A 24,671-nucleotide genomic window follows, 5' to 3' on the forward strand; every position below is an offset into this window, starting at 1 on the left:
GTGATAGCCCCGAGCACCCACACCAGAGCAGCTAGATGTTATCCCCGTCACATTCGCCCGACTCTTCCTGGAACAGGCACCAGGGAATGCCGAAGGGACAGGTTCCCGGCCGTTACCCCTCAGGAGTTCGCGTGTCGTCTGCGTCCAGCACCGCTGCTCATCCCGCGTCACCCTCACGCAGCTCCGGTCGGCTGAGGGACCTCAGCGTCAAGACCAAAATCGTCGCGCCGATCCTGGTCATGTCTCTGGTCGCGGTCGGGGTTGGAGCGGTGTCACTTCAGCGGATGAGCGCGATGAACACCCGGATCCACGCGCTGCAGGAGCAGCGGCTGACCGGTGTGCAGCAACTGAACGACCTCAACCACCAGCTAGCCCAAATGTACCGAGCCCAGTTCCTCTACCAGGTAACGAAAGCCAACGGAGACGCCACGTCGGCCTCGGACACCTGGATCCCCGCGAGCGAGGCCGCCGACACGGCCCTGGACGCCGCTCTGGCTGAGTACCAATCGGTCGCCGGAACCAGCAGCGGCCGGGGCGACCAGATCAAGCAGATCAGCACGGCTGCGCAGCAGTACCGAACCCTGCGTGACGTGATCGTCTTCGGGCAGGCGCCTCCCAGTGGGTTCGAGATGCCCGACGATCTGGGCAAGGCGTTCGGTGGGGCCGAGACGCAGCTGAACGATGGTGTGGTCGCCCTGGCCACGCTGGAGACCAAGGCATCACAGGAAGCCACGGCCCAGGCCGACGCCGATTTCCGCAACGCCCGGATCGCCGTCGTCCTCTCCTTGCTGCTCGGGCTCGTGCTGGCCGTGTCTCTGGCCACCGCCGTACTGCGGCGGCTGCTGCAGCAGGTGGGTGCGTTGTCCGGTTCATTGGCCCGGCTGGCCGAGGGTGACCTGTCCCAGGAAGCAGACGTCACCTCACGCGACGAGCTGGGGCGGATGGCCTCGATGGCGAATGAAGCCATCCGCGCCTTCCGCGGCATGCTGACCACACTCGTCAACCAGGCCGAGACGGTATCTAACAGCGCATCCCGGCTGAATGACGTGACCGGCCGGATCGGGGAAGGCGCGCGACTGGCCAACGAGCGGGCCGGAGTGGTCAGCTCCGCGTCCGAGGACGTGTCGACGAACGTCCAGACGCTTGCGGCCGGAGCAGAGGAAATGGGCGCATCGATCGGGGAGATTGCCCGTAACGCGCAGCTGGCGGCGGACGTCGCAGGCACCGCGGTGGCCCGCGCCCAGAGCACGAACGCAACCATCAGCAAGCTGGGTGAGTCTTCTGCCGAGATCGGCAACGTGGTGAAGGCCATCACCCAGATCGCCGAGCAGACCAACCTTCTGGCGCTGAACGCAACGATCGAGGCGGCCCGGGCCGGCGACGCCGGCAAGGGTTTCGCGGTGGTGGCCGAGGAAGTCAAGCAGCTGGCCCAGGAGACGGCCCGGGCCACCGAGGACATTGCCCGCCGGGTGGAGGCGATTCAGGCCGATACCGGCGATGCAGTCACCGCGATCAGTGAGATCGGCGCGGTGATCGCGCAGATCAACGACTTCCAGACCACCATCGCCGCGGCGGTCGAGGAGCAGAGCGCGACCACCACGACCATGAGCCGCAGTGTCGGCGACGCGGCCGCGGGGGCCAGTGGGATCGCGGGCAACATCGCTTCGGTCGCAGAGGCAACCCGTACCACCACGGCGACCCTGACCGAGGCCGACGCTGCTGTTCAGCAGCTTGATCAGGTGGCCGGCCAGCTGAGGAGCGCGGTGGGGCGCTTCCGGCTGAAGTAGTTCTCCAGACGGCAGGGCCGTGCGGTAGGCAGTAACGTCCTGGCCATCAGGGGTCCGAGATCATCTCGGGCCCACACACACGACGGGCGTCTCGCACGCCCGGGACCAGGTGGGCCGTGAACACCATGCCGACGTCGACCGGATCGGGCTGTTCGCTGTGAACGTCCCCGGCTCCGGAGCGCTCAAGAGCATTGCCCTGCAGATCGTGGGCTGGGCTCTGGTGCTGGTGGGGATCGCCGCCCTCGTCCTTCCCGGCCCCGGCCTGCTGGCCCTGTTCGCCGGTCTGGCGGTGCTGGCCACGCAGTACGAGTGGGCCGAACGCCGGCTGGAGCCGGTGCGGAAGGCAGCCCTGCGCACTGCTGCTGACGGTGTCGCCAGCCCGTTGCGCATCGCCGCCTCGGTGCTGGGCATCGCGTGCCTGATGGGCATCGGCGTCGTGTGGGGTCTGCACCCGGCGACGCCGCAGTGGTGGCCGCTGGATGATCGGTGGTGGCTGCCCGGTGGCTGGGGCGCCGGTGCTTCGCTGATCTTCTCGGGGCTGATCGCGGCGGCCACGGTCGTCTACTCGTACGTTAATTTCCGTGAGATCCAGGAGGACGAGGCGCAGGAGGACGCGCTCGAGAACTCCTCCCGGACCGACGGAAGCCACCGCTGAGGATCTTTATCCCACTGGCGTGAACCGCACGGGCAGCGAGATCGGCCCGCGCATCATGCCCGACGGGATCCACTGCACGCTGTCCGGGCCGGCCGTCAGCTCGAGGTCGGGGAAACGCTGCAGCAGGGCGCCCAGGGCGATCGTTGTCTCCATCCGGGCCAGGGGCGCGCCCAGGCAGTGGTGAATGCCGTGGCCGAAGGCGATGTGGCGGGCACTGGGCCGGGTCACATCGAGGACGTCGGGGTTGCCTTCGTCGTTCTGCGGGGCCCCACGGTTGGCCTGGCCCAGATAGACCGCGATCACGTCACCTCGGCGGATGGGAACTCCGGCCAGTTCGAGGTCTTCGGCCGCGTAGCGCAGCGTGGCCAGTTCGACGGAGGAGTCCAGACGCAGGAACTCCTCGACCGCGCCGGGGATCAGCTCGGGCTGCTCCCGCAGGATCTGGGCCTGGTCGGGCCGGCGGAACAGCGCCACCAGGGCATTGCCCATCAGGTTGACGGTCGTGTCGTGCCCGGCGACCACGAGCAGGACGGCGGTGCCGATCAGCTCCTGGCGCGAGAGCCGCCCGTCCTCGTTGTTGTGCTGCGCGATCAGGTCGGACAGCAGGTCGTCGCCCGGTTCAGCCTGCTTACGATCCACCAGGCCGGACAGGTAGCCGTAGAGGCTGGCGGCGCCGGTGCGCTGTTTCTCCGAGGGCAGGTCGAGCATGTCGTTCGTCCACTGCCGGAAGGCCGCCCGCTCCTGCACCGGAACGCCGAGCAGCTCGCAGATCACGGTGATGGGCAGGGGCGCGGTGAACGCCTCGACCAGGTCGGCCTCACCGGCCGGGCCCATCGCGTCGAGCAGGTCGGCGGTGATCTCGTGCACGCGGTCGGCCAGCAGCTGGGTGCGGCGCGGGCTGAACGTCGGGGCCACCAGGCGGCGCAGGCGGGTGTGGTCGGGCGGGTCGGACATCAGCATCGAGCCGGCGATGCCCTGCCCGACCTTGTGCATGGTGTATCCGACGGCGTCGAGCGCCTTCTCGGCCGGGGTCGCGTCGTGCAGCAACGCCGGGTGGGTCAGTGCGGCGCGGGCCGCGTCGTAGGAGAGCACGGCCCAGGCGTCGAGGCCGTTGCTGAGGGTGACGCGTAAGACGGGTCCGCGGGCTGCCAGCTCACCGAAGGCCTCGATGGCGTTCGCCTTGATGTCGGCCGTGATCACGGCGGTCGGGCGGCGCAGTTCGGTCTCAGCTTCGATGTCGACGTCGGTCAGCGCACTCATAGATCTCCTTATGCCGGTTTTGTACCGATGACACCGTAGTCGAGCCGGTGAGAAGGAGGAACTACGCGTCTGCGACTATTTGCTGGTGCTTGAAGATCTGGACGCCATGGACACGTCGATACTGAACGACCGGCAGCGCCAGATCCTGGCCGTGATCCAGAAGTCGGCGGTGCGGTACGGCTACTCCCCCTCGACCCGGGAGATCGCCGACGCGGTCGGGCTGGCCTCCACCTCGACGGTCAGCCGGCACCTGCGTCGGCTGGAGGAGCTGGGGTTCCTGCGCCGCGGGCGCTCCACCCGCCCGGTCGACGTCCGGATGTTCCTGGCGGCGGACGAGGGGCCGCGCGCCCGTTCCGAGCCCGGCACGATCGGCGTCCCGGTGCTGGGCGACATCGCCGCGGGCACACCGATCCTGGCCCAGGAGCTCTCCGACGAGATGCTCTCCCTGCCCCGTGACCTGGTCGGCAAAGGCACCTTGTTCGCGCTGCGGGTGCGCGGTGACTCGATGATCGAGGCGGCTATCTGCGACGGTGACATCGTGGTGGTCAAGCAGCAGCCCGAGGCCTACAACGGTGAGATCGTCGCGGCCCTGATCGACGACGAGGCCACCGTCAAGGTGTTCCGCCGCAAGGACGGTCACGTGATCCTGGAACCCCGTAACCCGGCCTACGCCGACATCGACGGTGACCACGCGACCATCCTCGGCAAGGTCGTCTCGGTGCTGCGCCGCACCTGAGACGGCTTATACGAAGGCCGATACTCCGGTGATGTCGCGGCCCACGATCAGGTTGCTCATGTCGCGCGTGCCCTCCAGCGAGTAGAGCGCCTCGGCGTCGGCGAAGTACCGGGCCACTCCCCCTTCCAGCGTGATCCCGTTGCCGCCCAGCAGTTCCCGGCACCAGGCCACCACCTCCCGCATGCGGGTGGTGGTGAACGCCTTGGCCAGGGCCGCGTGGGCGTGACTCTGGCGGTCCTCGTCCTCCATTCGCGACACCTGCATGCACAAGGCGATGCAGGCAGTGATGTTGCCCAGGCACTGGGCCAGCCGGTCCTGCACGAGCTGGTACGACACCAGGGACTTTCCGAACTGCTCCCGGTGCGCGGTGTACTGCAGAGCCGCCTCGTAGGCCCCGATCGCCACCCCGGTCGCCTGCCAGGCGACGCCGGCGCGGGTCAGGCGCAGCACGGTCGCGACGTCATCGAACGAACGGATCTCCGGCAGCCGGTCGGCCTCCGCGACCTCGACGTCCACCAGTTCGATGTCAGCGTTCTGCACGATGCGCAGCGCCTGTTTTCCCTGAATTTTGGACGAGGTAAAGCCTGCCGTGCCTCGTCTCACCAAGAAACCCTTGACCTGGTGGTCGGCGACATCGCGCGCCCAGACGACCACGACGTCCGCAAAGGTCGCGTTACCGATCCATCGCTTGGCCCCGTTGAGCACCCAGGTGTCACCGCGACGCTCGGCAGTGGTGCGCAGGCCGCGGGCCGAGTCGGAGCCCGACAGCGGCTCGGTCAGGGCGAACGCGCCGATCAGCTCACCGCGGCTCATCGGCGGCAGCCACGTCTCGCGCTGCTGCGGTGAACCGCCCAGGGCGATCGCGTTCATCGACAGGCCGCTCTGCACCCCCACGAACGTAGCCGTCGAGGCGTCCACCCGCCCGATCTCCAGCGCGACCCAGCCGCGGAACACGGAACTGTTCTCGAACTGGGCCGTCTCGGCGATCTGCATCCCGAAGAGACCCAGATCGGCGATGGGCTGGATGATCTGGTGCGGGAACTCGGCGCGGTCCCAGTAGTCGTTCGCGATCGGGCGCACCTCGCGCTCCAGGAAGGCCCGGATCTGCACGGCCTTCTCCTGCTCCAGCGGGGTCAGGTCGGCCTGGAAGCCGTAGAAGTCGGCCTCCAGCGTTTCCGGAACAACTTCTGGCGAAACCGGTTCCGGTGGGACATGGCGGATCGTGTCAGTCATGGTCTCCTCGATCATCATCGGCCGAGCGCCCGTGCATCACTTTGCAGAATGTTGCACCACGACCGGGGGCGCGGTCTAGAGTCTGGCTATGCCGAAGGCCGCCACGTCATTCGCCGAGGGACCACCCGGATCGCACGGCACCCCGCTGGCCCTGATCGGGACGGCCGGCGCGCCGTCCTGGCTGTCGCAGCGCCTGGACAGCGGCGAGCACCCCGACTCGGTCGCAGCGTTCCGCCTGGCCCGCGAGACGTTCGTCGCCGGACAGCGCATCGACATGGGCCGCCTGGCAACCACTCTGGGCATCGACCGCACCTCCCTGTTCCGCTGGGTGGGCAACCGCGACAGCCTGCTGTCGGAGGTGCTCTGGTCGCTGGCCGTCCCCACTTTGTCGCAGGCCGATCAGGCACACGCGCACCTGAAGGGTGCCGACCGGGTCGTCGCGGTCCTGACGGCGTTCGCCGAAGACCTGATCTCGGCCGACTACTTCCGCACCTTCCTGCGCCGTGAACCCGCCCGCGCCCTGCGCCTGCTGACCACCAACGAGAGCGAGATCCAGCGACGTTACGTCGCGGTGGTCGAGCACCTGGTGCGCGTGGAGATGGGCGAGCACCCGTTCGGGACGGCCATCAACCCGGCCGACCTCGCGTACCTGCTGGTCCGGATCTCGGAGTCGCACACCTACGCCGACCTGATCACCGGGGAGATGCCCAGCAGTGGACGCGTACGGGCAGCGTTCGCGTTCGTGATGCGGTCAGGTGGATGAGCCGATGAACGACTACGGCCACCACGGCCTCTTCCCGACCCGCTGGAACGACAACGACCAGTACGCCCACGTGAACAACGCCGTCTACTACGAAGCGATGGACACCACGATCAACACCTGGCTGATCGCAGCCGGCCTGGTCCCGGGTGGTGGCACGGAGATCGCCATCTGCGTATCGTCGGCCTGCGAGTACCGCGCCCCGATCTCCTTCCCGGACGTCATGCGCGTGGGCCTGCGCGCGGGACGCCTGGGCACCAGCAGCGTCACCTGGGAACTGGCCATCCACCGCCAGCAGGCAGGCAAGGAAGACACCGAGCCGGCGGCGACAGGCCGCTTCGTCCATGTCTTCGTCGACGCGAAAAACCGCCGCCCCGTACCGATCCCCGCCCACCTACGAGCTGCGATCGAACGGGACCTCCTCGCCCGATAAGACCCCACCCCTCCATTCGTGATCATGCAAAGTGTCCCCGATGCCCTAGAACTGCGATGGCAAGAGTTCTACAACTCCGGGGACACTTTGCATGATCACGGAGAAGTGGAGGGCGACGAACCCCGACGACAAACCGACTGCGCGGTATGCTTACCTCGACCCACGGCTTCAGGGCTGTTCCCGGGCGAGAGGATCACGGATGACGGACGACCCGCACTCGCCCACCCCCGGTCTGGACGTACCGGTCTTCGAGAGCTGGCTTCAGCGAACGCATCCCGGTCTGGCCGGGCCCGGGCCGCTGTCGGCCACCCTGATGGCCGGCGGGCGCTCCAACGTCACCTACGGCATCGACGGCGCGGCCCGACCCCTGGTGCTGCGCCGCCCACCGCTGGGCCACGTCCAGGCCACCGCCCACGACATGGCCCGCGAACATCGGGTGATCAGCGCCCTGGCCGGCACCGGCGTCCCCGTGCCCGCCACCCTGGCCCTGCAACGCACGCCCGACGCGTCCACCGGCCTGGACTCGCCCTTCTACCTGATGACCCGCATGCCCGGCCAGGCTCTGGCCCGCCGCCACCAGAACACCGCCTACACCCCGACCGCGCTGCGCGACATCAGTTTCGAGCTGATCCGGCTGCTGGCCGAACTGCACCGCCTCGACCCCGACCGCATTGGCCTGGGCGACTTCGGCCGCGCCGACGGCTACCTCGTCCGCCAGCTGCACCGCTGGGGACTGCAGTACGACGGGTCGCGCTCGCGCGAGCTGCCTCAGCTCGACCGGCTCCAGGAACGGCTGCGCGACAACGTGCCCACGACACGACGCAATGGCCTCGTGCACGGCGACTTCCGGCTCGACAACGCCCTGGTGGACGGCACCTCGATCAGCGCGATCCTCGACTGGGAGCTGTCTTCCCTCGGTGACACCGCGGTCGACGTCGGGCTGCTCGGGCTCTACTGGGAGATCCATTCCATCAGCCCGGGCACGGCCGTGAGCGCCGTCGACCCGGCGGCCGGCTACCCCTCGTTCCCGGAACTGCTCGACACCTACTGCGAGGTGCTCGGGACGCGGGTGGAACACCTGTCCTGGTACCGCGCCTTCGCCGCCTACAAGCTGGCCGTGATCCTCGAGGGCGTGTACTTCCGCTACCAGGCCGGGGGCACGGTGGGCACCGGGTTCGAAACGGTCGGTGACCTCGCTGTTCCCCTGGCCGTGCACGGGCTGAACCAACTGTCGAGAGCCGAGGAGAATCCGTGGATTTCGCACCCGACCCCAGCACCCGGGACCTGACCGACCGGGCCCGGGCCTTCATCGCCGATCAGGTCCGCCCCGCCGAGCCGGAACTGGAGAAACAGCTCGCCGCCGACCCCGGCCGGTGGGGGCGGCCCCCGGTGATCCACGACCTGCAGGTCCGGGCCCGCGAGGCCGGGCTGTGGAACCTGTTCCTGCCCGGCGAGCACGGTGCCGGGCTCAGCCAGCTGCAGTACGCGCCGATCGCCGAACTGACCGGGTACTCTCCCCAGCTGGCCCCGGTGGCGATGAACTGTGCCGCCCCCGACACCGGCAACATGGAGCTCCTGGCCGAGTTCGGTACCCCGGCCCAGCAGGAACGATGGCTGAACCCGTTGCTGGAGGCGCAGATCCGCTCGTCCTTCTGCATGACCGAACCCGGGGTGGCCTCCTCCGACGCCACCCAGATCGGCACCCGGATCCGCCGCGACGGCGACGACTGGGTCATCACCGGCCGCAAGTGGTGGTCGACCGGAGCGATGAGCCCCGACGCCCGCCTGCTGATCGTCATGGGCGTCACCGACCCGGACGCAGCGCGCCATCGCCAGCAGAGCATGATCCTGGTGCCCCGGGAGACCGAAGGCGTGCACATCGTCCGTCCGCTCACTGTTTTCGGCTACGACGACCGCGAACACGGCGGCCACGCCGAGATCGCCTTCGACGAGGTCCGGGTGCCCGCGGACGCGATCCTGGGTGGGCCCGGCGAGGGTTTCGCGATCGCCCAGGCCCGGCTCGGCCCCGGCCGCATCCACCACTGCATGCGCTCGCTCGGGACCGCCGAGCGCGCCCTCGACCTGGCCCGGGAACGGGCCACGGATCGCTCGGCGTTCGGCCGGACCCTGTCCGAACAGGGTGTGGTGCGCGAATGGGTGGCCGGGGCCCGGATCCAGATCGAGGCGCTGCGCCTGCTGGTGCTCAAGACCGCCTGGCTGATGGACACCGTCGGCAACAAGGCCGCGATGACCGAGATCCAGGCCATCAAGATCGCTGTCCCCCGCGCCGTGCAGGAGATCCTCGACCGGGTGATCCAGATCTTCGGTGCGGCCGGCGTCTCGCAGGACACGCCGCTGGCCGGTCTGTGGGCCGGCATCCGCACGCTGCGCCTGGCCGACGGGCCCGACGAGGTGCACCTGTCCTCCCTCGGCCGGGCCGAGTTCCGCCGCCCTTCAACCCTTTAGACCAGCATCCGGTACCCGCTCAAGGACGAGAAAGGGAAGCACCGATGACCCTCGACAACGACCAGCACGACCAAGCCCTGACCGGCCCCGGCCACGGCACCCTCTCGGTGGCCGCCATCCTGGCCGAGACCGCCCGCCGCACCCCCGATCGCACCGCCCTGATCATCGGGGACCATTCCATCGCCTACGGACCGCTGTGGGACCAGACCCGCGCCTACGCCGGGGCCTTGGCCGATCGCGGGGTCGGGCCGGGCACCCGCGTGGCGATGCTGGTGCCCAACGTGCCGGACTTCGCCCGCGTCTACTACGCGGTGCTCTCCCTCGGCGCCGTCGTCGTGCCGGTGCACCTGCTGTTCAAGGCCGAGGAGATCGAGCACGTGCTGCGCGACAGCGGGGCGTCCCTGCTGGTCCTGGCCGCCCCGGCGCTCGGTGAGGGACTGCCGGCGGCCGCCGCGGCCGGGGTCGCGGTGGTGACGGTCCTGGCTCCCGACGGGACGCCCGTGGCCCGCCTGGAGGACGAGGCCCGCGCCAGCACCCCGATCCGCAACTACGCCTCGGTCAATCCCCTGGCGCCCGCGACGATTCTGTACACCAGTGGCACGACGGGACGCCCCAAGGGGGCGGTCTCCAGTCATCTGGCCCTGGTCGAGCAGGTGCACGTCGCGCTCATCGACAGCGGCGACGTCCAGCCCGACGACGTGATCTTCGGCGGTCTGCCGTTCTTCCACACCTTCGGCCAGTCCTCGGTGCTGAACATCGGATTCCGGCGGGGCGCCACCGTTCTCCTGCTGCCCCGGTTCGACCCGGACGAGGCTCTGGCCCTGATGGTGCGCCACGGCGCGACGATCTTCACCGCGGTGCCCACGATGTTCCTGGGGGTGGTGCAGGCAGCGGCCCGCAGCAGCCAGACGCCTCCCCTGCGGTACGCCGTGTCCGGTGGTGCCGCCTTGCCCGTTCCGCTGCTGGAGGCCTTCGAGAAGGCTTTCGGCGCTTCGGTTCACGAGGGTTACGGGCTCACCGAGACCTCGCCGACGGTGTCGTTCAACTACGTCGGTGAACCGACCCGGCCCGGAACGGTCGGGCGGGCTCTGTGGGGCGTCGACGTCGAGGTCGCCGACCCGGGGCTCGAGGGGGAGATCACGTTTATGGACGCCGGTCAGCTCGGTGAGCTGGTGGTCCGGGGTCACAACCTGTTCAAGGGCTACCTGGGCAATCCCGGGGCGACCGCCTCGGTGGTCGTGGACGGCTGGTTCCGCACCGGCGACCTGGGCACCAAGGACGAGGACGGCGTGATCACCATCGTCGACCGCAAGAAGGACATGATCGTGCGCAACGGGTACAACGTGTACCCGCGCGAGGTCGAGGACGTGATCATGCGGCACCCGGCAGTCGCCCAGGTCGCGGTGTTCGGGGTGCCCGACCCGGTGCACGGGCAGGAGGTCCACGCGGCGGTGGTGGCCGCCCCCGGGCAGTCGCTGTCCGGGGACGACGTCCTGACCTTCACCCGGGAGCGGATCGCCGCCTACAAGTACCCCCGGATCGTGCACGTGCGTCAGACGCTGCCGACCGGTGCGAGTGGCAAGCTGCTCAAGCGTGAGCTGGTCGCCGAGCACGCACCGGCCGGGAGCGCCTCCGGTACTACTTCCCCGGGATCCCCTCGCCCGTGAGAGCCACGGCCGGCCCGGTGTACGCCTCGACCGGGCCGGCCTGCGCGTCGGTCGTGAACACCTGCCCGTCCAGGTAGGCCTGAACGCCCTTGCTCACCACGGTGATCCCGGCCCCGCCGAACGGCTCGTGGTTGGTGGCGGAGAACGCCGCCGGGGTGATCCCGTTCGACTTCACCGAGCCCGACTGCAGGGCCTCGATGATGCCCTCACGGGTGGGGTTCTCGCCCGCCTGGCTGAGAGCCTCGGCGAAGGTGTAGGCCATCGACATGCCGTAGATCGTGTTGCCGGTGAACGGCGCGTCGGCGTTGTACTCGGTGTTGATCTGCTGGAACAGCTTGACCCAGTCGTCGTCGGCGTTGAACGGCAGATAGTTCGCCGCGACCAGGCCCTCCAGCAGCTTCGGGCCGACGTCCTCCCCCAGATATCCCACCAGCGAGGGGTAGTCACCACCGGAGGAGGAGGCCGCCCACTGCGCGCGGTAGCCCATCTTGGCCGCGGTCCCCAGCGCCAGCGCAGTGAAGGGAGTTACCGTGCCCAGCAGGTTCACGGTGCAGCCGGCCTGCTGGAGCGCACCGATCTGGGCGGTCAGCGACTCGTTCGACACCGCGTACTTCTGCTCGGCCGTGACCTTACCCAGCACCTGTGTGATGCCCGTGGTCAGGTCCTTGCCGAAGTCGTCGTCCTGGCGTAGCACGCAGAATTTGGCGTCCGGGTTCTTCTCCTGCAGGTAGTGCGCGAGGATCTTGCCCTCCCGCACGTAATCCAGGTTGAACCCGAAGGTCTGGGGCGACTTCTCGGGCTGGTTCCAGAGACTGGCACCCGAGGCGACGAAGAGGTCGGGCACCTTCTGCTGGTTCAGGTAGTCCACCACGGCCGCGTGGGTCGGGGTGCCCAGGCCGTTGACGATCGCGAAGACCTTGTCCTGCTGGACCAGTTCGCGCACCACCGTAGAGGTCGTGGCCGGGTTGTACCCGTCGTCCTTGACCACGTAGTCGATCTTGCGGCCGTTCACCCCTCCCTTGGCGTTCAGGTAGGCGAAGTAGGCCGCGGCGGCCTTCGAGATCGGCGCGTACCCGGCCGAGGCCGGGCCGGTGAGCGGGGTGTGGGTGCCGATCTTGACGGAGGTCTTGGTGATGCCCGGGACGTCCTTCGCCTCCCCCGACGACCCGGACTTCTCCGGCGTGCTGCAGGCGGACAGGGCAGTGGCACCGATCAGGGCCGCGGCGATGAACACCGTGGCCGGACGACGAATTGCGGGCCGTGAACGCGACATCATTGTCAGTCCTTCGACAGGGGCGAGATGGATGGTGCGGATCTCTTGCGGGACGCCCCGGCCCGGGTCAGGAGCCCGAGGGCACCGGTGGGGGCCAGAACGGTGAGACCGATCAGGAGCAGACCGAACACCAGCACGGCGAGATTGCCGTCCAGGCGCTGGGCCGCCTCGGCCGGCAGGTCGACCGCGGACGTGCCCAGCCCGATCAGCCAGGGCAGCAGCACCACGAGCGCGGCGCCGATCGCCGCCCCGGCCAGCCGGCCGGTGCCGCCGACGACCACCCCGACCACCAGCAGCAGGGACAGCGTCACGCCGTACCCGCCGGGCCGGACCCCGGAGTCGACGAAACACAGCACCCCACCGCCGGCTCCGGCCGCGGCGGCGGACAACACGAACGCCTGGACCTTGATGCGCCCGGGGCGGATACCGGCCAGGGCGGCGGCCACCTCGTCGTCCCGGACCGCCCGCATCCGGATCCCGGGCGCACCCGCGTCCACCGTGGCCAGCACTCCCAGGACGACGGCGACCACGGTGAGCGCTATCCAGGCCTGCCACTGTTCCAGGGCGATCAGGGACGACAGGGCCTGCGGCACCGAGCGGAAGGGCACCATCAGCCCTTGGTCTCCGCCCAGCGCCGGGATCTGGGCGGTCAGCGCGGGCAGGGCCAGCACCACGGCCAGGGTGAGCCCGGCCAGGTACGGGCCGTGCAGGCGGGCCCCCGCCAGCCCCAGCACCAGACCGATGACCGAGGCGGTGACCACCGCCACGACCAGGCCCAGAACCGGCTGCAGGCCGCCCGGTACGACACCGTCACCCACCTTCACCCCGGCCACGTACCCGTAGCCCCCGGCGGCCATCAGCGCCGCGTGCCCCAGCGAGAGCTGCCCGGTGCGACCGATCAGCAGGCTCAGCCCGGCGATGGCACACAGGTGGGCGGCCACCAGGGCCAGCAGGTAGTTGCGGTACGGGTCGAGCAGGAACGTTCCGGCAATCGCCGCGATCAGGCCGACCATGGTGAGAAGGACGATGCGGCGAGGGTTCTGGTTCATACGCGCCTCGCCTCCACCCCGGCGAACAGACCGGCCGGGCGCACCAGCAGCACCAGGGCCAGCAGGGCCAGCACGCCCAGCGGGGCCACCGCCGCACCGAGGTAGCCGGTCACCAGGCTGATGAGGACGCCCACCAGCAGGCCGCCGATCACCGCGCCCTGGGCGGAGTCCAGACCACCGATCACCGCGACCGCGAAAGCGCTGACGAACAGCGAGTCCCCGGCGTGCGGATCCAGGCCCAGTTCGCCCGGCACGGCCAGCAGCACCGCCAGCGCCCCGACGGCGGCGGCCAGGATCCAGCCGATCGTGCGCATCCGGGCGACGGGAACACCGAGCAGGCGGGACATCTCGGGGGCGAAGGCGGCCGCGCGCATCTGCAGGCCCAGCGAGGTGCGGGCGAACAAGGTATGCAGCCCGGCGGTGAGGGTGACCGCGACGGCGATCACGAACAGGTCGTACGGGGACAGGGTCGCCACCCCGCCGACGATCACCGGGCGGTCGCCGAACGGCACCGGGGTGGGCCGGGACTGGGGTCCGGCGAGGATGCCGGTGAGGGCCTGGAGCACCATGACGGTGCCGATCGCCAGGATCACCCCGGAGAGCGGGTCGCGGGCGGCGCGCATGATCCCTCGCTCCACGGCCCAGCCGAGGGTACCGCCGACCAGGACCGCGACGATCAGGCCGGCCCAGTAGCTGCCGGTCAGGTCGGTCACCGCGAGGGCGAGATAGCAGGCGGCCACGGCCATGGCCGCGGCGGCGAAGTTGATGATCCGGGTGGAGCGCCAGATCAGGACCAGGGAGAGGGCGAAGAGGGCGAACACGACGCCGTCCGCGATTCCGGTGGTGAGAAGAAAGACGAAACGATCCATCAATACCCCCTCAATATCCGAGATAGGCGTGTCTGAGGGCCTCGTCCTGGGCGATCTGCTCAGCCGGCCCGTCGGAGCGGACCTCCCCCAGATGCAGGACGACGCCACGGTCGGCGATGGACAGGGCACCGGCAGCGTTCTGTTCGGCCAGCAGGACGGTCAGGCCGGTGCTGTCGCACAGGTCGCGCAGTGTCTGCATGATCGAGTGCACGACCTGCGGGGCGAGGCCGAGCGAGGGTTCGTCGAGCAGCAGCACGTCGGGGGCGGCAACCAGGGCGCGGGCCAGGGCCAGCATCTGCCGTTCACCGCCGGAGAGTTGATGTCCCAGGGCTTTACGTCGGCGGGCCAGGGGCTCGAACCGCTGGTACTCGGCGTCGGTGCGCTCGCGCAGGGCGGTGCGTCCGTGGCGCCACAGGCCGCCCAGGCGCAGGTTCTCCTCGACGGTGAGTTCGGCGATGACGCCGCGTCCCTCGGGCACGTGGGCCAGGCCGCGCCGCACACGTTGTTCGGGCGGCACGTCGCTGATGTCCTGCCCGCGCAGGAGCACCGCTCCGGTGGTGGGCAGAAGGCCGGAGACCGCGCGCAGCAAGGTCGTCTTGCCCGCCCCGTTGGCGCCGAGCAGGGTGACCACCTGGCCGTCGGGCACCTGGAGACTGAGCTCGCGCAGCACCGGTTCGGCCCCGTAACCGACGGTGAGGCTGCGGATCTCGAGGGCTGCGGTCATCGTTCCACCGCCAGGCCCAGGTAGGCCTCCTCGACCGCCGGGTCGCGGCGCACCTCGTCGGGGCGGCCGGTGGCGATCACCCGGCCGAAGTCCAGCACGACGACCCGGTCGCACACGCCCATCACGAAGTCGACGTGGTGCTCGACCAGCAGCACCGCGCACCCGCCGGCCGCCACCTCGCGGATCGTGGCGGTCAGGTCGAGCACGTCGGCCGGGCCCAGGCCGCCGGCCGGCTCGTCCAGCAGGAGCAGGCTCGGGCCGGTGGCCAGGGCGCGGGCCAGGGCCACGCGTTTCTGTTCCGGATAGGGCAGGGCACCGACCGGTTCGCCGGCCCGGTCGCTCAGGCCGACGCGTTCCAGGGCGACCCGGGCTCGGCCGCCCCGGTCGGGCCGGTCCAGCACCGAGACCAGGACGTTCTCCAGCACGCTGAGCCCGGGCAGGACGCCCAGGCCCTGCAGGGTGCGGGCGATGCCCGCGGCGGCCAGACGGTCGGGGCGCCCGGGGGCCGGTACCCCGGACGTCTCGATCGTGCCGGTGCCCGGCCGGACCAGGGCGCACACGGCGTTGAACAGGGTGGTCTTGCCGGCCCCGTTGGGGCCGATGAGGCCGACGACCTCACCGTCGCCGACCTCCAGGCCCACGTCGACCAGGGCGTCCAGGCCGCCGAACCGCACTCCGAGACCCCGCACGCGCAACCGGGGAACGGGTCTTTCCGTCGCCGCACCATGTGTGGCCATCGACACCTCATTGAGTCGGGTATCGCCACCATACGACCTAAACCGACCGGACGGTATGTGTTTGTCCTATCTGTACGGAACCCCGGCGATCATCCCCCCGTCGACCACCAGTTCCGTACCCGTGACATAGGCCGAGGAGTCCCCCGCCAGGAACAGCACCGCGCCGACCAGATCCTCCGGCTGGGCGATGCGCCCCAGCGGGATGACCTGCCGATGGGCGTCCAGACGCTGCGTCATGTCGGTCTCGACGAAACCCGGGTGCACCGAGTTCACCCGGATCCCGTCCTGGCCCAGCTCGACCGCGAGCGACTTGGTCAGCCCGCGCACGCCCCACTTGGAGGCGGTGTACCCGTGCAGCGACGCCCCTCCCCGCATGCCCTGCACCGAGGAGATGTTGATGATCGAGCCGCCACCGGCGTCTTTCATCATCCCGACCACAGCCCGCACGCCCAGGTAGACACCGGTCAGGTTGACGGCGATCACCGCGTGCCACTGGGCCGGGTCGTACTTCTCGATCCGCCCGGCGTTGGCGATGCCCGCGTTGTTCACCAGCACCTGGACCCCGCCGAGACCCGCTGCCACCTTGGCGATCTCAGCCCAGTCCGACTCGCTCGTCACATCCAGGTGCGCGAAGTGCGCCCGTTCGCCGAGATCGTGCGCCAGGGCGCGGCCCTGCTCGTCCAGCACGTCGCCGATCACGACGCTCGCGCCCCGCCCGTGCAGGGCACGCACGTAGGCGGCGCCCAGGCCCCGCGCTCCCCCACTGACCAGCGCCACCCGCCCGGCCAGCTCCTGCCCGCCCGGGCTCATCGGCCGTCCCCCGTTCGTGCGCTGCCTTCCAGGGTCTGGGTCCGGGGCTGGGCGAGATCACACACGGGCTACTCCTGAGGGTCGGGGGATCAGGTTTCGGCGGTCTGGTTCGACGCGCAGATCGACACGAGGAACATGTCGGTGAGCTGGTGGGCCAGGGTGGTCTTGTCCTCCGGGCCGGCCGGGGAGTACCAGGAGGAGAGGTAGTGCAGGTCGGAGAAGAAGTGGGCTGCCATCACGGTGACAGGAATGTCCTTGCGGTACAGGCCTTCTGTCTGTCCCTGCGCCAGAAGGCCGGTGAAGACGTCGTGATAGGCCCGGCGCCGGCGGGTGACCTCCTGCTGGCGGGGGGCCGAGAGCATGTGCTGGCTGCGGAAGAAGACCGTGCCCTCCAGCAGGAAGTCGACCGAGGTCTCGACCACGTCCACACAGACCTCGCGCAGGGTCTGGCCGACCCCCAGCTTCTTCTCCACGATGGCGTGCAGGTGCTCGGTCTGCACCGACAGGATCCGCTCGTAGATCGCGAAGAGCAGGTCGTCCTTGGACTGGAAGTAGTGGTAGAGCGCGCCTTTGGTGACACCGGCGGCCTCGACCACCTGTTGCACCGACGTGTTGGCATACCCCTGGCCGGCGAACAGCTCCAGGGCCGCCCTCATCACGTCGTCCGCAACACTCGTCTGCCTCATGCCGACATCGTCCTTCATCCGTGCGCAGGCCCGATGACCCGGTGCCCACTGGCAAACCGACCGGGCGGTATCTGCACGATACAGGACGCCCACCCGGGCACCAGGGGCACCCGGACAAAATCCCGGCACGCCGCCGCCGTCCGCGCCTACGTGAGCGAGCTGCCCGGTCCGAGCCCCGCGAAGGTCGCGCGGACCTCGCTCTTCCAGCGCTCGCGGTCGGCCTCGGGAGCGAAGCAGGCGTCGAACGAGTTCAGCGCCAGCGTGCGCAGGTGCGTGTCGCTCAGCCCCAGCTGGGCCTTGACCGCCGCGTAGTTGTCGTCGACGTAGCCACCGAAGTAGGCCGGGTCGTCGCTGTTGATGGTGACCACCAGGTTCTCGTCGAGCATGGCGGGCAGCACGTGGTCGGCCATCGTGTCCACGGTGCGCAGGCTGACGTTCGACAGCGGGCACACCGTCAGCGGGATCCGGTCCGCGCGCAGCCGGTCCACCAGGGCCGCATCTTCCATCGCCCGGATGCCGTGGTCGACCCGCGCCACCCCGAGCACGTCCAGCGCCTCCCAGACGTAGTCCGGGCCGGCCTCCTCACCGGCGTGCGCGACCCGGTGCAGCCCTTCGGCCGCGGCCGCCGCGTACACCTCCCGGAACATCGCCGGCGGGTGCCCGACCTCGGCCGAGTCCAGCCCGATCCCGATGAAGTGCTCACGGAACGGCAGTGCGGCCCGGAACATCTCCCCGGCCGCCTCCGGTCCCAGATCCCGCAGGAAGCACAGGATCAGATCGGTCGAGACCGGTTGATCCGTCGGCTCGGCCAGACCCGCGGTCAGGCCCTCGATCACGGCCTCCAGCGGCACCCCGTGGTTCACGTGCGCCTGCGGGTCGAAGAAGATCTCGGCCCGGCGCACCCCACGGGACGCGGCCCGGTGCAGGTAGGCCGCCGCCAGGTCGTGGAAGTCCTCGGCCGTGCGCAGCACCTGAAGGTTGGCGTAGTACAGGTCGAGAAAGGCCTGCAGGTCGCCGAACCGGTACCGGGCCCGCAACTCCTCCACGTCGTACGTCGGCAGCGGCACCTGGTTGCGGCGGGCCAGCTGCACGAGCATCTCCGGCTCCAGGGTGCCCTCGATGTGGATGTGCAGTTCAGCGGTAGGGATCAGCACTGCCGTTTCTCCTTGATGGTCAGGGCCAGACCGAGCCGGGCACAGAATGCCTCCGGCAGGACGGCGGACCGGGTGTCGAGATCGTCGAAGATTGCCTGCCCGGTGGCAGCGATGGCGGTCCGGGGGTCACCGAAGATACCCGAGGCCCCGACCCGGTCCAGGGGCATCGGCTCGGTACCGGACGTCACCGAGCTGGTCGAGCCCGGTGACCCGATCGGTGAGCACGGCCAGCCATGTCGCGGCGACGGCATGGCACCGAAACCCTGGTTGGCTCAGGAGTTCCCGTAGGCCGGTGACGGCAGCAAGGTCACCCGGACCGCCGGCCGGTCGGACGACGAGACGCTCGACACCTCCGAAGGTGATGACGGCGAGCCTGAACGGTGCCCTCGTGACGACACGCCAGGGATGCGCTCTCCCGTCGCGGCCTTGATCCACCTGTGGAACGCTGCCGTGCAGTAAGACGATTGCGATGGAGGTAAGCCCGTGCAGGTTCAGGTTCAGACCGACAAGTACATCAAGACGGAGACGGACTGGATCGAGGAGCAGCTCGTTGAGTCGCTCTCGCGCTTCGCCGACCAGCTGGTCCGTGTCGAGGTTCACCTGAGCGACCAGAACGGTGACAAGCCCGGGACCGACGACATCCGGTGCTCCCTCGACGCGCGGATCGCCGGCGTCAAGTCCCTGGTCGTGACGCACTCGGCCGGGAACGTGCACGACGCGTACCACGGTGCCGTCCCCAAACTGACGAAGTCGCTGGAGACCAGCACGGCCAAGCTCTCGGCCCGCCGGGGCCGCGACTCGATCCGGCACCCGGGCGAGCCGCAGGAGCTGCCCGAAGACCTGATTTCCTGAAGTCGTCGCGTTCTGTCGTCCGCGGAGCCGGGGCAGTGATGCCGGCGATCTGGAACACGGACACGTAGCAGAGTGACAGCGAAGGGCCGCCCGTCGTGGCGACCCTTCGCTGTTGCATGCGACCTCTGGTCGATGCCCCGGCCGGAGAAGGGCTCAGTACGGGCTGTACTTGACCCAGTCGTACTGGGCCGTGAGCGGACGACCGGGGTTGGTGAACGGTTCCAGCCAGCTGTCGACACCGGTGCCGGGCCACAGGTTCATCATGATGCGCTGCGGGCGGGTCGGTAGCGGTCCCCGTGAGCCGTCCTCCTGGTGCACGAGGCGGCCGTCGACGAACCAGTTGATGGTTCCCTGGTTCCACCATTCGATGGCGAAGTCATGGAAGCCGGCCGAAGCATCGAAGCCCAGGTCGATGACGGTCTCGTGCCCACCCACCCCGTCGGTGAAGTAGTTGGTCTGCATCTTGGTGGTGTCCTTGCCCAGGATCTCGACGTCGATCTCGTCCCACGCCTGACCGTCGCTGGGACCGGTGTAGGTGAAGAACGAGGTGACAGTCCCCGGGCGCTGGACGGCCTTCATCCGGACCTCGAAACGTCCGTAGGAGAGAAGGTCGTTGTTGCGGTACTCACCGGAGGCATACGACTTGCCCGAGCAACCGCCGGGGCAGGAAGCAGTGTCAAGGATGCTGCTCATAACACCGTTGCCGAACTGGAGATGATCGGCGCGCCAGCCGACATCGAACATGCCGCCGTTGCTCCAGCCGTCCGCCTGGTGCCATCGGCCGGAGTCGAAACCGTCCAGGTTGTCGACAAATCCGCTACTCGCGGCCTCCTGAGCAGGCGCGCTGTGGGCGGGGCCGACGGCGATCGCCATGACGCCCAGCGTGCCCAGCGCCAAGGCTCCGGCAAGGCGAGATCGCTTCCACTTCATCCTTGTCCCCTGTCTCTCCCGAACTGCCGTACGCGGTCGGAACGCCTGGATCGTCCCTGGATCACGGTTGCCCGGAAGCCTCTTGCCGAGGCGGCTGCATTTTCATCAATTCCTCTTTAAATTCCCCCTGCCCGGTGGAGGCGGCTTGATCAACCCGCCGCCGGCCCACCCCGAGAGGCTTTCGGGGCGGGCCGGCGCATGGTCAGTGCACTCCGGCCTCCGCCAGCAGCTCCTGCGTGACCCGCCGGGCATCGATCCCGGGCACGCCCCGGGCGCCGAACCAGGTGGCCAGGTTGCCGACGTCCCGGTACAGGAATTTCGGCCCGTAGGGGTTGGCGATGAGGTCGACCACCTGGGGCAGGTCGATCAGCACCAGATGCCCTTCGTGGACCAAGACGTTGTAGGCGGACAGGTCGCCGTGAGCCAGACCGCAGCGGGCCATCAGCCCGATCGCCGAGACCGCCTGCTGCCACAGGTCCTTCGCATCGTCGACCGTGGGCCGCACCTGCGCCAGACGCGGTGCGCCCTGGCCGGTGGCGTGGTCGCCGACGAACTCCATGAGCAGTTCCGTGCCCAGGATCTGCACGGGATAGGGCACGACCGGGCGCCCCAGCTCCTGGCTGGTCTGCCAGAGCCGGCTCAGGGCCGCGAACTCGGCACCGGCCCACTGCTCGGAGATGAGTTCCCGGCCGAAGTCGGTGCGCCGGCTCATCGCGCGGTTGCTACGCGACTCGCGCATCCGCCGTCCCTCCATGTACCCCGCATCGCGGTGGAACATGCGGTGCTCGGACAAGCGATACTGCTTGCACGCCAGCAGACATGAGCGGTCGGTGTCCGGCACACCGCGGCGCATCAGCGAGACGTCGGCTTCCTTACCGGTCTTCAGCAGGCCCAGATCGGTATCCACCGCGGCCGATTCGATGACCAGCCAGTCAGGGTGAGGACGCGGTCCACGACCGGTCGGGGGTGTGTCACCCCAGGTGCTCCAGCGGTCCCCGGTGGCGGGAGCGTCCGGGTCGAGCTCGGGTTCCGGGCGGAACGAGCGGGTGGTCAGCTCGCCGAGATGGTCCGAGCCGTTGAGTTCGTCGTCGAAACGCCGGCGCCCGCGACGGCGACGGCCGAATTCATGATCATTTTCGTGCACGGTGAGATGTCCTTCGTGGGAGTCGAAACGGAGAGGTCAGGCAGTGAACGGGGCAGTCGCGCAGGCGTCACTCGCATGGTCTTCTCTCCCTTCGATTCCCGGCACTCAGGCACTACTTGGTGGGGACGATGCTGCCGGGGCCTCTTCCCCGGGCGCAACTGATTTATCTCGCGGGTGGTACATCCTGGCCCCGGTAGGGTCCGCGCCCGGGCGCCTAGCGTGGTTCGTCATGAGCAATCCCCTGGTAGAGCAACTGATCAGCGCGCTGAACAACCACGACCTGGACGCGGTCTCGTCCTGCTTCGGCCCGGACTTCTCCGGCGAATGGCCGGCCCACCCGGGCCGGGACTTCCAGGGACCGGAGCAAGTGCGCCGGAACTGGGCCATGATCTTCAAAATGTCGCCGGACATCACGATCGCGATGACAAACGCGGTGGAGGTCGACGACGAGGTGTGGGGAGAATGGCACTACACCCAGGCAGCCGGGCAGGACCTGAAGGGTGTCGTCATCATCACCGTGCGCGACGCTCTGATCCGCCGGTCACGGTTCTACCTGGAGCCGATCGACGCCGCTGATGCCGCCGTCCCGGGTGGACCGCGCCTGGCCCGCGACTGACACAATGTAGCTGTGTGGCGGGACGACGACTTCGGGAACACGCTGCGGGCCCTGCGCCAGCGGCTGACACCGGATGAAGCCGGGGTACCGGCGTCGTTGCCCGCCGCCCGGCGCGTGCCCGGCCTGCGCCGGGAAGAGCTCGCCGGCATCGTGGGCGTCTCCGGGGAACACCTGAAACGCCTGGAACAGGGCCGCCGCCGACCGTCCCCGAGCGTGGTCGACGCGCTGGCCCGCGCCCTGCGGCTGGACTCGGACGAACACGTCCGGCCACGGGCACTGGCCGGTTTCGCCGCCTCCCCCGAGCCCGACGGACAAGTCCCGCGGGAGGTCACCGAGCCGGCCCGCCGGATGCTCGACCGGCTGACCGAGGTCGCGGTCTGCGTCTGCGACGCGAGCTGGACGGTCCTGGCGGCGAACGAACTCTGGCACTCCGACGTGTGCACCGTGCCGGAAGAACCGGGTCGCGACCGGAACGTGGTCTGGCGCGCGTTCACCGAGACATCCCCCGTCGGTGTCACCGCTGTAGCCACCCGTCACTGACCAGCAGACCTATCCAGGCGATATGTCAGAATGTGCGGCCAGTGCAGCAACCTGGCCGCGCTCAGACGTTTGGCGGAGCTCCTGCGTGGACAGCAACAACCAGACACCGCAGCGGTCGACCGAGGATGTGTCCACCGTTGAACTCGACCTCGGCACCTACTCCCCCGAGCCGCGGCGGGGACCGTTCGGTATCAGCCTGGGGGTCTGGGCGATCGCGGCGGTGGTGGCCGTCATCGTCGGTGGTGTGGCGGTGGTGCAGTGGACGACCCGCTCCTCCGACCTGGGTCCCTCACCTTCGGGGCTCCAGGTGGACATCCCCGTACCCGACGCGTCCGCGTCGGTGAGCGCCTCGTCCTCTGCTACGCCCACCCCTTCGTCCACCGCCTCGGTGACCTCCACGACTCGAGCCGGAGCATCGCCCTCCCCCGGATCAACACCGGGCGCGAGCCAGACATCCGGTGGTGCAGCAGATTCGGTGCCCGCCGGGGGCACCACCAACGGCGGCGCCACACAACCGAGTTCCGGAACCGGCTCCGGTGGCACCACGCCGGCCACCGATGACGAGGCCGATCCCGCCACCGGGTCCGACGACGATGCCGGTTCCGGGTCCGGGTCCGGGTCCGGTTCTGAGGACGGTTCCGGGTCGGACGACGGTTCCGGGTCGGACGCCGAAGTGCCCGCCCCGACCGGCAACCTGGCCGCCTCCGCCGGTCTGAGCGTCACCAGTCAGGCGTCCGGCACCAACGCGTCCGCCCTGACCGACGGCGACCTGAGCACCTACTGGGAGGCGTCCTCGGGGTACCCGGACTCGGTGACCGTCGACCTGGGCCGCACCGTCACCGTCGCCCGTCTCGAACTGTCGGCGCCGGCGACCACGAGGAGCCGCTCACAGAGCCTCACCGTGCGCGGCAGCACCGACGGCAGCTCGTTCAGCACGATCCGGGGCGGGTCGTCCTACCGGTTCGCCCAGGCGGGCTCGCCGCCGGTCACCGTCAGCTTCTCACCGGTCCAGACCCGTTTCCTGCGGCTGACCTTCACCGGGGGCAGCGGGTACCCGGCCGCGCAGCTGTCGGAACTGGCGATCTACTCGTCCTGAGCTACGCAGTGAGCTACCGGATGAGCTACGAAGCGTTCTGCGCCGTACCGAACTTCGAGCGCAGGAACTCGCCCTGGCGCAGCAGCTGCTGTTCGAGGTTGTTGCGCGAGGGGCGGCGCACCAGTTCGGCCAGCGCGACCTCGATGGAGGTCAACTGGTCGGCGACCTCCATCACCGCGGGACGCTCGCGCACCCGGGCCTGATGGTCGGGCATGGCCAGGAACGGCTCGAGGGTGTCGGGCAGGTACCGCTCGATCGTGGCCTGCACCAGGTGGATGCCGTCGGCCTCGAGCTCGCCTTCCAGCAGACGCACGAGCAGGTCGTCCAGGTGGGCATCGATCGTGCTCAGCGCGGTGAGCCCTTGCTGGTCCAGGCGCCCTGAGGCGCGGGCCCGCTCGAGCTGGGCGCGGCGCCGGCGATCCAGACCGGGCGCCTGGGCCGAGGACGAGCCCATGGCCACGACGTCGGCCCGGGCCAGGCTCTCGGCGATCGCACTGATCCGGGCCCGGCCGACCCGGCGGGTGCGCGCGCCGGTGACGAACGAGGCGGTGACGACGCCGGCGAGCACACCGACCAGGCTCGCGGTGAGGATGCCGCCGGTCACCAGCAGCAGGCCACCGATCCAGGCCGCAAGGCTCACCCCCAGGACCCCGGCGCCCCACGCCAGGTCGGTTCCGGCGCGCGCCTGCGGCCGGGCCGAGAGCGACTGGAGAGTTTCCGTGTAGGCGGTCGATCGCAGGGTCAGGGACCGGGCCTGGACGACGGGCAGCCGGGACGCGATGCATTCGACGTCGGCCCGGGACCGGGCCAGGTCACGATGCACGCGCCGGGCGGCGGACGAGGGAACCGATCCTCGCGTCGCCATCTGCGCCACCCGCTCGCGCGTACCGTCCAGGCGGGCCTCGACCGCCTGGGCCGCGCCCGCCGGGTCGGCCCGCAGCAAGGGGGCGGCCACGGTGCGATAGGCGCGCTCGGTCACGACGGGCGCCCGATGATGGGCGACGTCGAGCGCGCCGTCCACGAAACGACCCGCGAGTCTCGCCACCGGCACCGCCATGACCCCCACCTTCCGTGCGTCCACCAGCATTATCCGCACAGTCCAACGCATCGGTCGAGACGAAGGTGCCCAACGGGCAGAAGCCACGACTCAAGTCCTGCGTCTACGTGCCGACCGGGGCACGTCGGGTGGTTGTC

The 24,671-nt window shown here is 69.5% G+C and carries 26 protein-coding genes; 12 read left to right on the forward strand and 14 right to left on the reverse strand.

Annotated features, from left to right (window positions below):
- The first annotated feature begins 131 nt into the window (after nucleotides 1–131).
- Nucleotides 132–1,787 (forward strand): methyl-accepting chemotaxis protein, encoded by a 1,656-nt coding sequence (locus QSK05_RS27365; RefSeq protein ID WP_285600225.1) that lies wholly within the window; start codon nucleotides 132–134, stop codon nucleotides 1,785–1,787.
- A 109-nt stretch (nucleotides 1,788–1,896) separates the two neighbouring features.
- Nucleotides 1,897–2,442, forward strand: a complete 546-nt coding sequence (locus QSK05_RS27370; RefSeq protein WP_285600226.1) for a PGPGW domain-containing protein — start codon at nucleotides 1,897–1,899, stop codon at nucleotides 2,440–2,442.
- A 6-nt stretch (nucleotides 2,443–2,448) separates the two neighbouring features.
- Here the strand turns inward: QSK05_RS27370 and QSK05_RS27375 are convergent, their stop codons facing one another.
- Nucleotides 2,449–3,702: a cytochrome P450 family protein gene (locus QSK05_RS27375; RefSeq protein WP_285600227.1), complete on the reverse strand. Its 1,254-nt coding sequence runs from the start codon at nucleotides 3,700–3,702 to the stop codon at nucleotides 2,449–2,451.
- Between the two features lie 106 nt (nucleotides 3,703–3,808).
- Between QSK05_RS27375 and lexA the strand changes: the two genes are divergently transcribed.
- Nucleotides 3,809–4,438 carry a transcriptional repressor LexA gene (gene lexA / locus QSK05_RS27380; RefSeq protein WP_352302881.1) on the forward strand — a complete coding sequence of 210 codons (630 nt, stop codon included), beginning with the start codon at nucleotides 3,809–3,811 and terminating at the stop codon, nucleotides 4,436–4,438.
- A gap of 6 nt (nucleotides 4,439–4,444) precedes the next feature.
- Here the strand turns inward: lexA and QSK05_RS27385 are convergent, their stop codons facing one another.
- The gene (locus QSK05_RS27385) at nucleotides 4,445–5,671 is read right to left on the reverse strand and encodes an acyl-CoA dehydrogenase family protein (RefSeq protein ID WP_285600229.1); all 1,227 of its coding nucleotides are present in this window, start codon (nucleotides 5,669–5,671) and stop codon (nucleotides 4,445–4,447) included.
- A gap of 88 nt (nucleotides 5,672–5,759) precedes the next feature.
- On the opposite strand from QSK05_RS27385, the gene QSK05_RS27390 reads away from it, so the two are divergent.
- The 5 genes from QSK05_RS27390 to QSK05_RS27410 all read left to right on the forward strand — a co-directional run bounded on the left by QSK05_RS27390 (nucleotide 5,760) and on the right by QSK05_RS27410 (nucleotide 10,997).
- Nucleotides 5,760–6,434, forward strand: a complete 675-nt coding sequence (locus tag QSK05_RS27390; RefSeq protein WP_285600230.1) for a QsdR family transcriptional regulator — start codon at nucleotides 5,760–5,762, stop codon at nucleotides 6,432–6,434.
- A 4-nt stretch (nucleotides 6,435–6,438) separates the two neighbouring features.
- Complete coding sequence (locus tag QSK05_RS27395; RefSeq protein WP_285600231.1) at nucleotides 6,439–6,864, forward strand: acyl-CoA thioesterase; 426 nt, start codon at nucleotides 6,439–6,441, stop codon at nucleotides 6,862–6,864.
- A gap of 199 nt (nucleotides 6,865–7,063) precedes the next feature.
- Nucleotides 7,064–8,152 carry a phosphotransferase family protein gene (locus QSK05_RS27400; protein ID WP_285600232.1) on the forward strand — a complete coding sequence of 363 codons (1,089 nt, stop codon included), beginning with the start codon at nucleotides 7,064–7,066 and terminating at the stop codon, nucleotides 8,150–8,152.
- Nucleotides 8,116–9,330 carry an acyl-CoA dehydrogenase family protein gene (locus QSK05_RS27405; protein WP_285600233.1) on the forward strand — a complete coding sequence of 405 codons (1,215 nt, stop codon included), beginning with the start codon at nucleotides 8,116–8,118 and terminating at the stop codon, nucleotides 9,328–9,330. The genes QSK05_RS27400 and QSK05_RS27405 overlap by 37 nt, the downstream gene beginning before the upstream one ends.
- 44 nt (nucleotides 9,331–9,374) lie before the next feature.
- Nucleotides 9,375–10,997 (forward strand): long-chain-fatty-acid--CoA ligase, encoded by a 1,623-nt coding sequence (locus QSK05_RS27410; protein ID WP_285600234.1) that lies wholly within the window; start codon nucleotides 9,375–9,377, stop codon nucleotides 10,995–10,997.
- On the opposite strand, the gene QSK05_RS27415 is transcribed toward QSK05_RS27410, so the two are convergent.
- The 9 genes from QSK05_RS27415 to QSK05_RS27455 all read right to left on the reverse strand — a co-directional run bounded on the left by QSK05_RS27415 (nucleotide 10,969) and on the right by QSK05_RS27455 (nucleotide 18,550).
- Nucleotides 10,969–12,270 carry an ABC transporter substrate-binding protein gene (locus QSK05_RS27415; RefSeq protein ID WP_285600235.1) on the reverse strand — a complete coding sequence of 434 codons (1,302 nt, stop codon included), beginning with the start codon at nucleotides 12,268–12,270 and terminating at the stop codon, nucleotides 10,969–10,971. The two genes, QSK05_RS27410 and QSK05_RS27415, sit on opposite strands and share 29 nt — an antisense overlap.
- Before the next feature lie 5 nt (nucleotides 12,271–12,275).
- A complete protein-coding gene (locus QSK05_RS27420; RefSeq protein WP_285600236.1) occupies nucleotides 12,276–13,319 on the reverse strand; it encodes a branched-chain amino acid ABC transporter permease in 1,044 nt (347 codons plus the stop codon).
- On the reverse strand, nucleotides 13,316–14,188 hold the full coding sequence (locus tag QSK05_RS27425; protein WP_285600237.1) for a branched-chain amino acid ABC transporter permease: 873 nt from the start codon (nucleotides 14,186–14,188) through the stop codon (nucleotides 13,316–13,318). Before QSK05_RS27425 ends, QSK05_RS27420 begins: the two co-directional genes overlap by 4 nt.
- A gap of 10 nt (nucleotides 14,189–14,198) precedes the next feature.
- The gene (locus QSK05_RS27430; protein WP_285600238.1) at nucleotides 14,199–14,912 is read right to left on the reverse strand and encodes an ABC transporter ATP-binding protein; all 714 of its coding nucleotides are present in this window, start codon (nucleotides 14,910–14,912) and stop codon (nucleotides 14,199–14,201) included.
- Entirely contained in the window at nucleotides 14,909–15,649 is a 741-nt protein-coding gene (locus tag QSK05_RS27435) for an ABC transporter ATP-binding protein (protein ID WP_285600239.1), read from the reverse strand. Before QSK05_RS27435 ends, QSK05_RS27430 begins: the two co-directional genes overlap by 4 nt.
- A 66-nt stretch (nucleotides 15,650–15,715) precedes the next feature.
- On the reverse strand, nucleotides 15,716–16,459 hold the full coding sequence (locus QSK05_RS27440) for a glucose 1-dehydrogenase (RefSeq protein WP_285600240.1): 744 nt from the start codon (nucleotides 16,457–16,459) through the stop codon (nucleotides 15,716–15,718).
- Between the two features lie 89 nt (nucleotides 16,460–16,548).
- Nucleotides 16,549–17,145, reverse strand: a complete 597-nt coding sequence (locus tag QSK05_RS27445; RefSeq protein ID WP_285600241.1) for a TetR/AcrR family transcriptional regulator — start codon at nucleotides 17,143–17,145, stop codon at nucleotides 16,549–16,551.
- A gap of 146 nt (nucleotides 17,146–17,291) precedes the next feature.
- Nucleotides 17,292–18,299: an adenosine deaminase gene (locus QSK05_RS27450; RefSeq protein ID WP_285600242.1), complete on the reverse strand. Its 1,008-nt coding sequence runs from the start codon at nucleotides 18,297–18,299 to the stop codon at nucleotides 17,292–17,294.
- On the reverse strand, nucleotides 18,293–18,550 hold the full coding sequence (locus QSK05_RS27455; RefSeq protein WP_285600243.1) for a hypothetical protein: 258 nt from the start codon (nucleotides 18,548–18,550) through the stop codon (nucleotides 18,293–18,295). The genes QSK05_RS27450 and QSK05_RS27455 overlap by 7 nt, the downstream gene beginning before the upstream one ends.
- A gap of 232 nt (nucleotides 18,551–18,782) precedes the next feature.
- On the opposite strand from QSK05_RS27455, the gene QSK05_RS27460 reads away from it, so the two are divergent.
- Nucleotides 18,783–19,151: an HPF/RaiA family ribosome-associated protein gene (locus QSK05_RS27460; protein ID WP_285600244.1), complete on the forward strand. Its 369-nt coding sequence runs from the start codon at nucleotides 18,783–18,785 to the stop codon at nucleotides 19,149–19,151.
- Between the two features lie 153 nt (nucleotides 19,152–19,304).
- Here the strand turns inward: QSK05_RS27460 and bglS are convergent, their stop codons facing one another.
- Nucleotides 19,305–20,024, reverse strand: a complete 720-nt coding sequence (gene bglS, locus QSK05_RS27465) for a beta-glucanase (RefSeq protein ID WP_285600245.1) — start codon at nucleotides 20,022–20,024, stop codon at nucleotides 19,305–19,307.
- Nucleotides 20,025–20,283: 259 nt separating this feature from the next.
- Entirely contained in the window at nucleotides 20,284–21,225 is a 942-nt protein-coding gene (locus tag QSK05_RS27470; RefSeq protein WP_285600246.1) for a serine protein kinase RIO, read from the reverse strand.
- A gap of 229 nt (nucleotides 21,226–21,454) precedes the next feature.
- Here QSK05_RS27470 and QSK05_RS27475 point away from each other — a divergent pair, with 229 nt between their 5' ends.
- From QSK05_RS27475 to QSK05_RS27485, 3 genes are all read left to right on the forward strand, one after another.
- Nucleotides 21,455–21,841, forward strand: a complete 387-nt coding sequence (locus QSK05_RS27475) for a nuclear transport factor 2 family protein (protein ID WP_285600247.1) — start codon at nucleotides 21,455–21,457, stop codon at nucleotides 21,839–21,841.
- Nucleotides 21,842–21,853: 12 nt separating this feature from the next.
- On the forward strand, nucleotides 21,854–22,381 hold the full coding sequence (locus QSK05_RS27480) for a helix-turn-helix domain-containing protein (RefSeq protein ID WP_285600248.1): 528 nt from the start codon (nucleotides 21,854–21,856) through the stop codon (nucleotides 22,379–22,381).
- 85 nt (nucleotides 22,382–22,466) lie between these two features.
- Complete coding sequence (locus QSK05_RS27485; RefSeq protein WP_285600249.1) at nucleotides 22,467–23,477, forward strand: discoidin domain-containing protein; 1,011 nt, start codon at nucleotides 22,467–22,469, stop codon at nucleotides 23,475–23,477.
- Nucleotides 23,478–23,502: 25 nt separating this feature from the next.
- Here QSK05_RS27485 and QSK05_RS27490 read toward each other — a convergent pair whose 3' ends face one another.
- Nucleotides 23,503–24,558: a hypothetical protein gene (locus tag QSK05_RS27490; protein WP_285600250.1), complete on the reverse strand. Its 1,056-nt coding sequence runs from the start codon at nucleotides 24,556–24,558 to the stop codon at nucleotides 23,503–23,505.
- Nucleotides 24,559–24,671: the final 113 nt, after the last annotated feature.

Source organism: Kineosporia sp. NBRC 101731 (genome assembly GCF_030269305.1).
GTDB lineage: Bacteria > Actinomycetota > Actinomycetes > Actinomycetales > Kineosporiaceae > Kineosporia.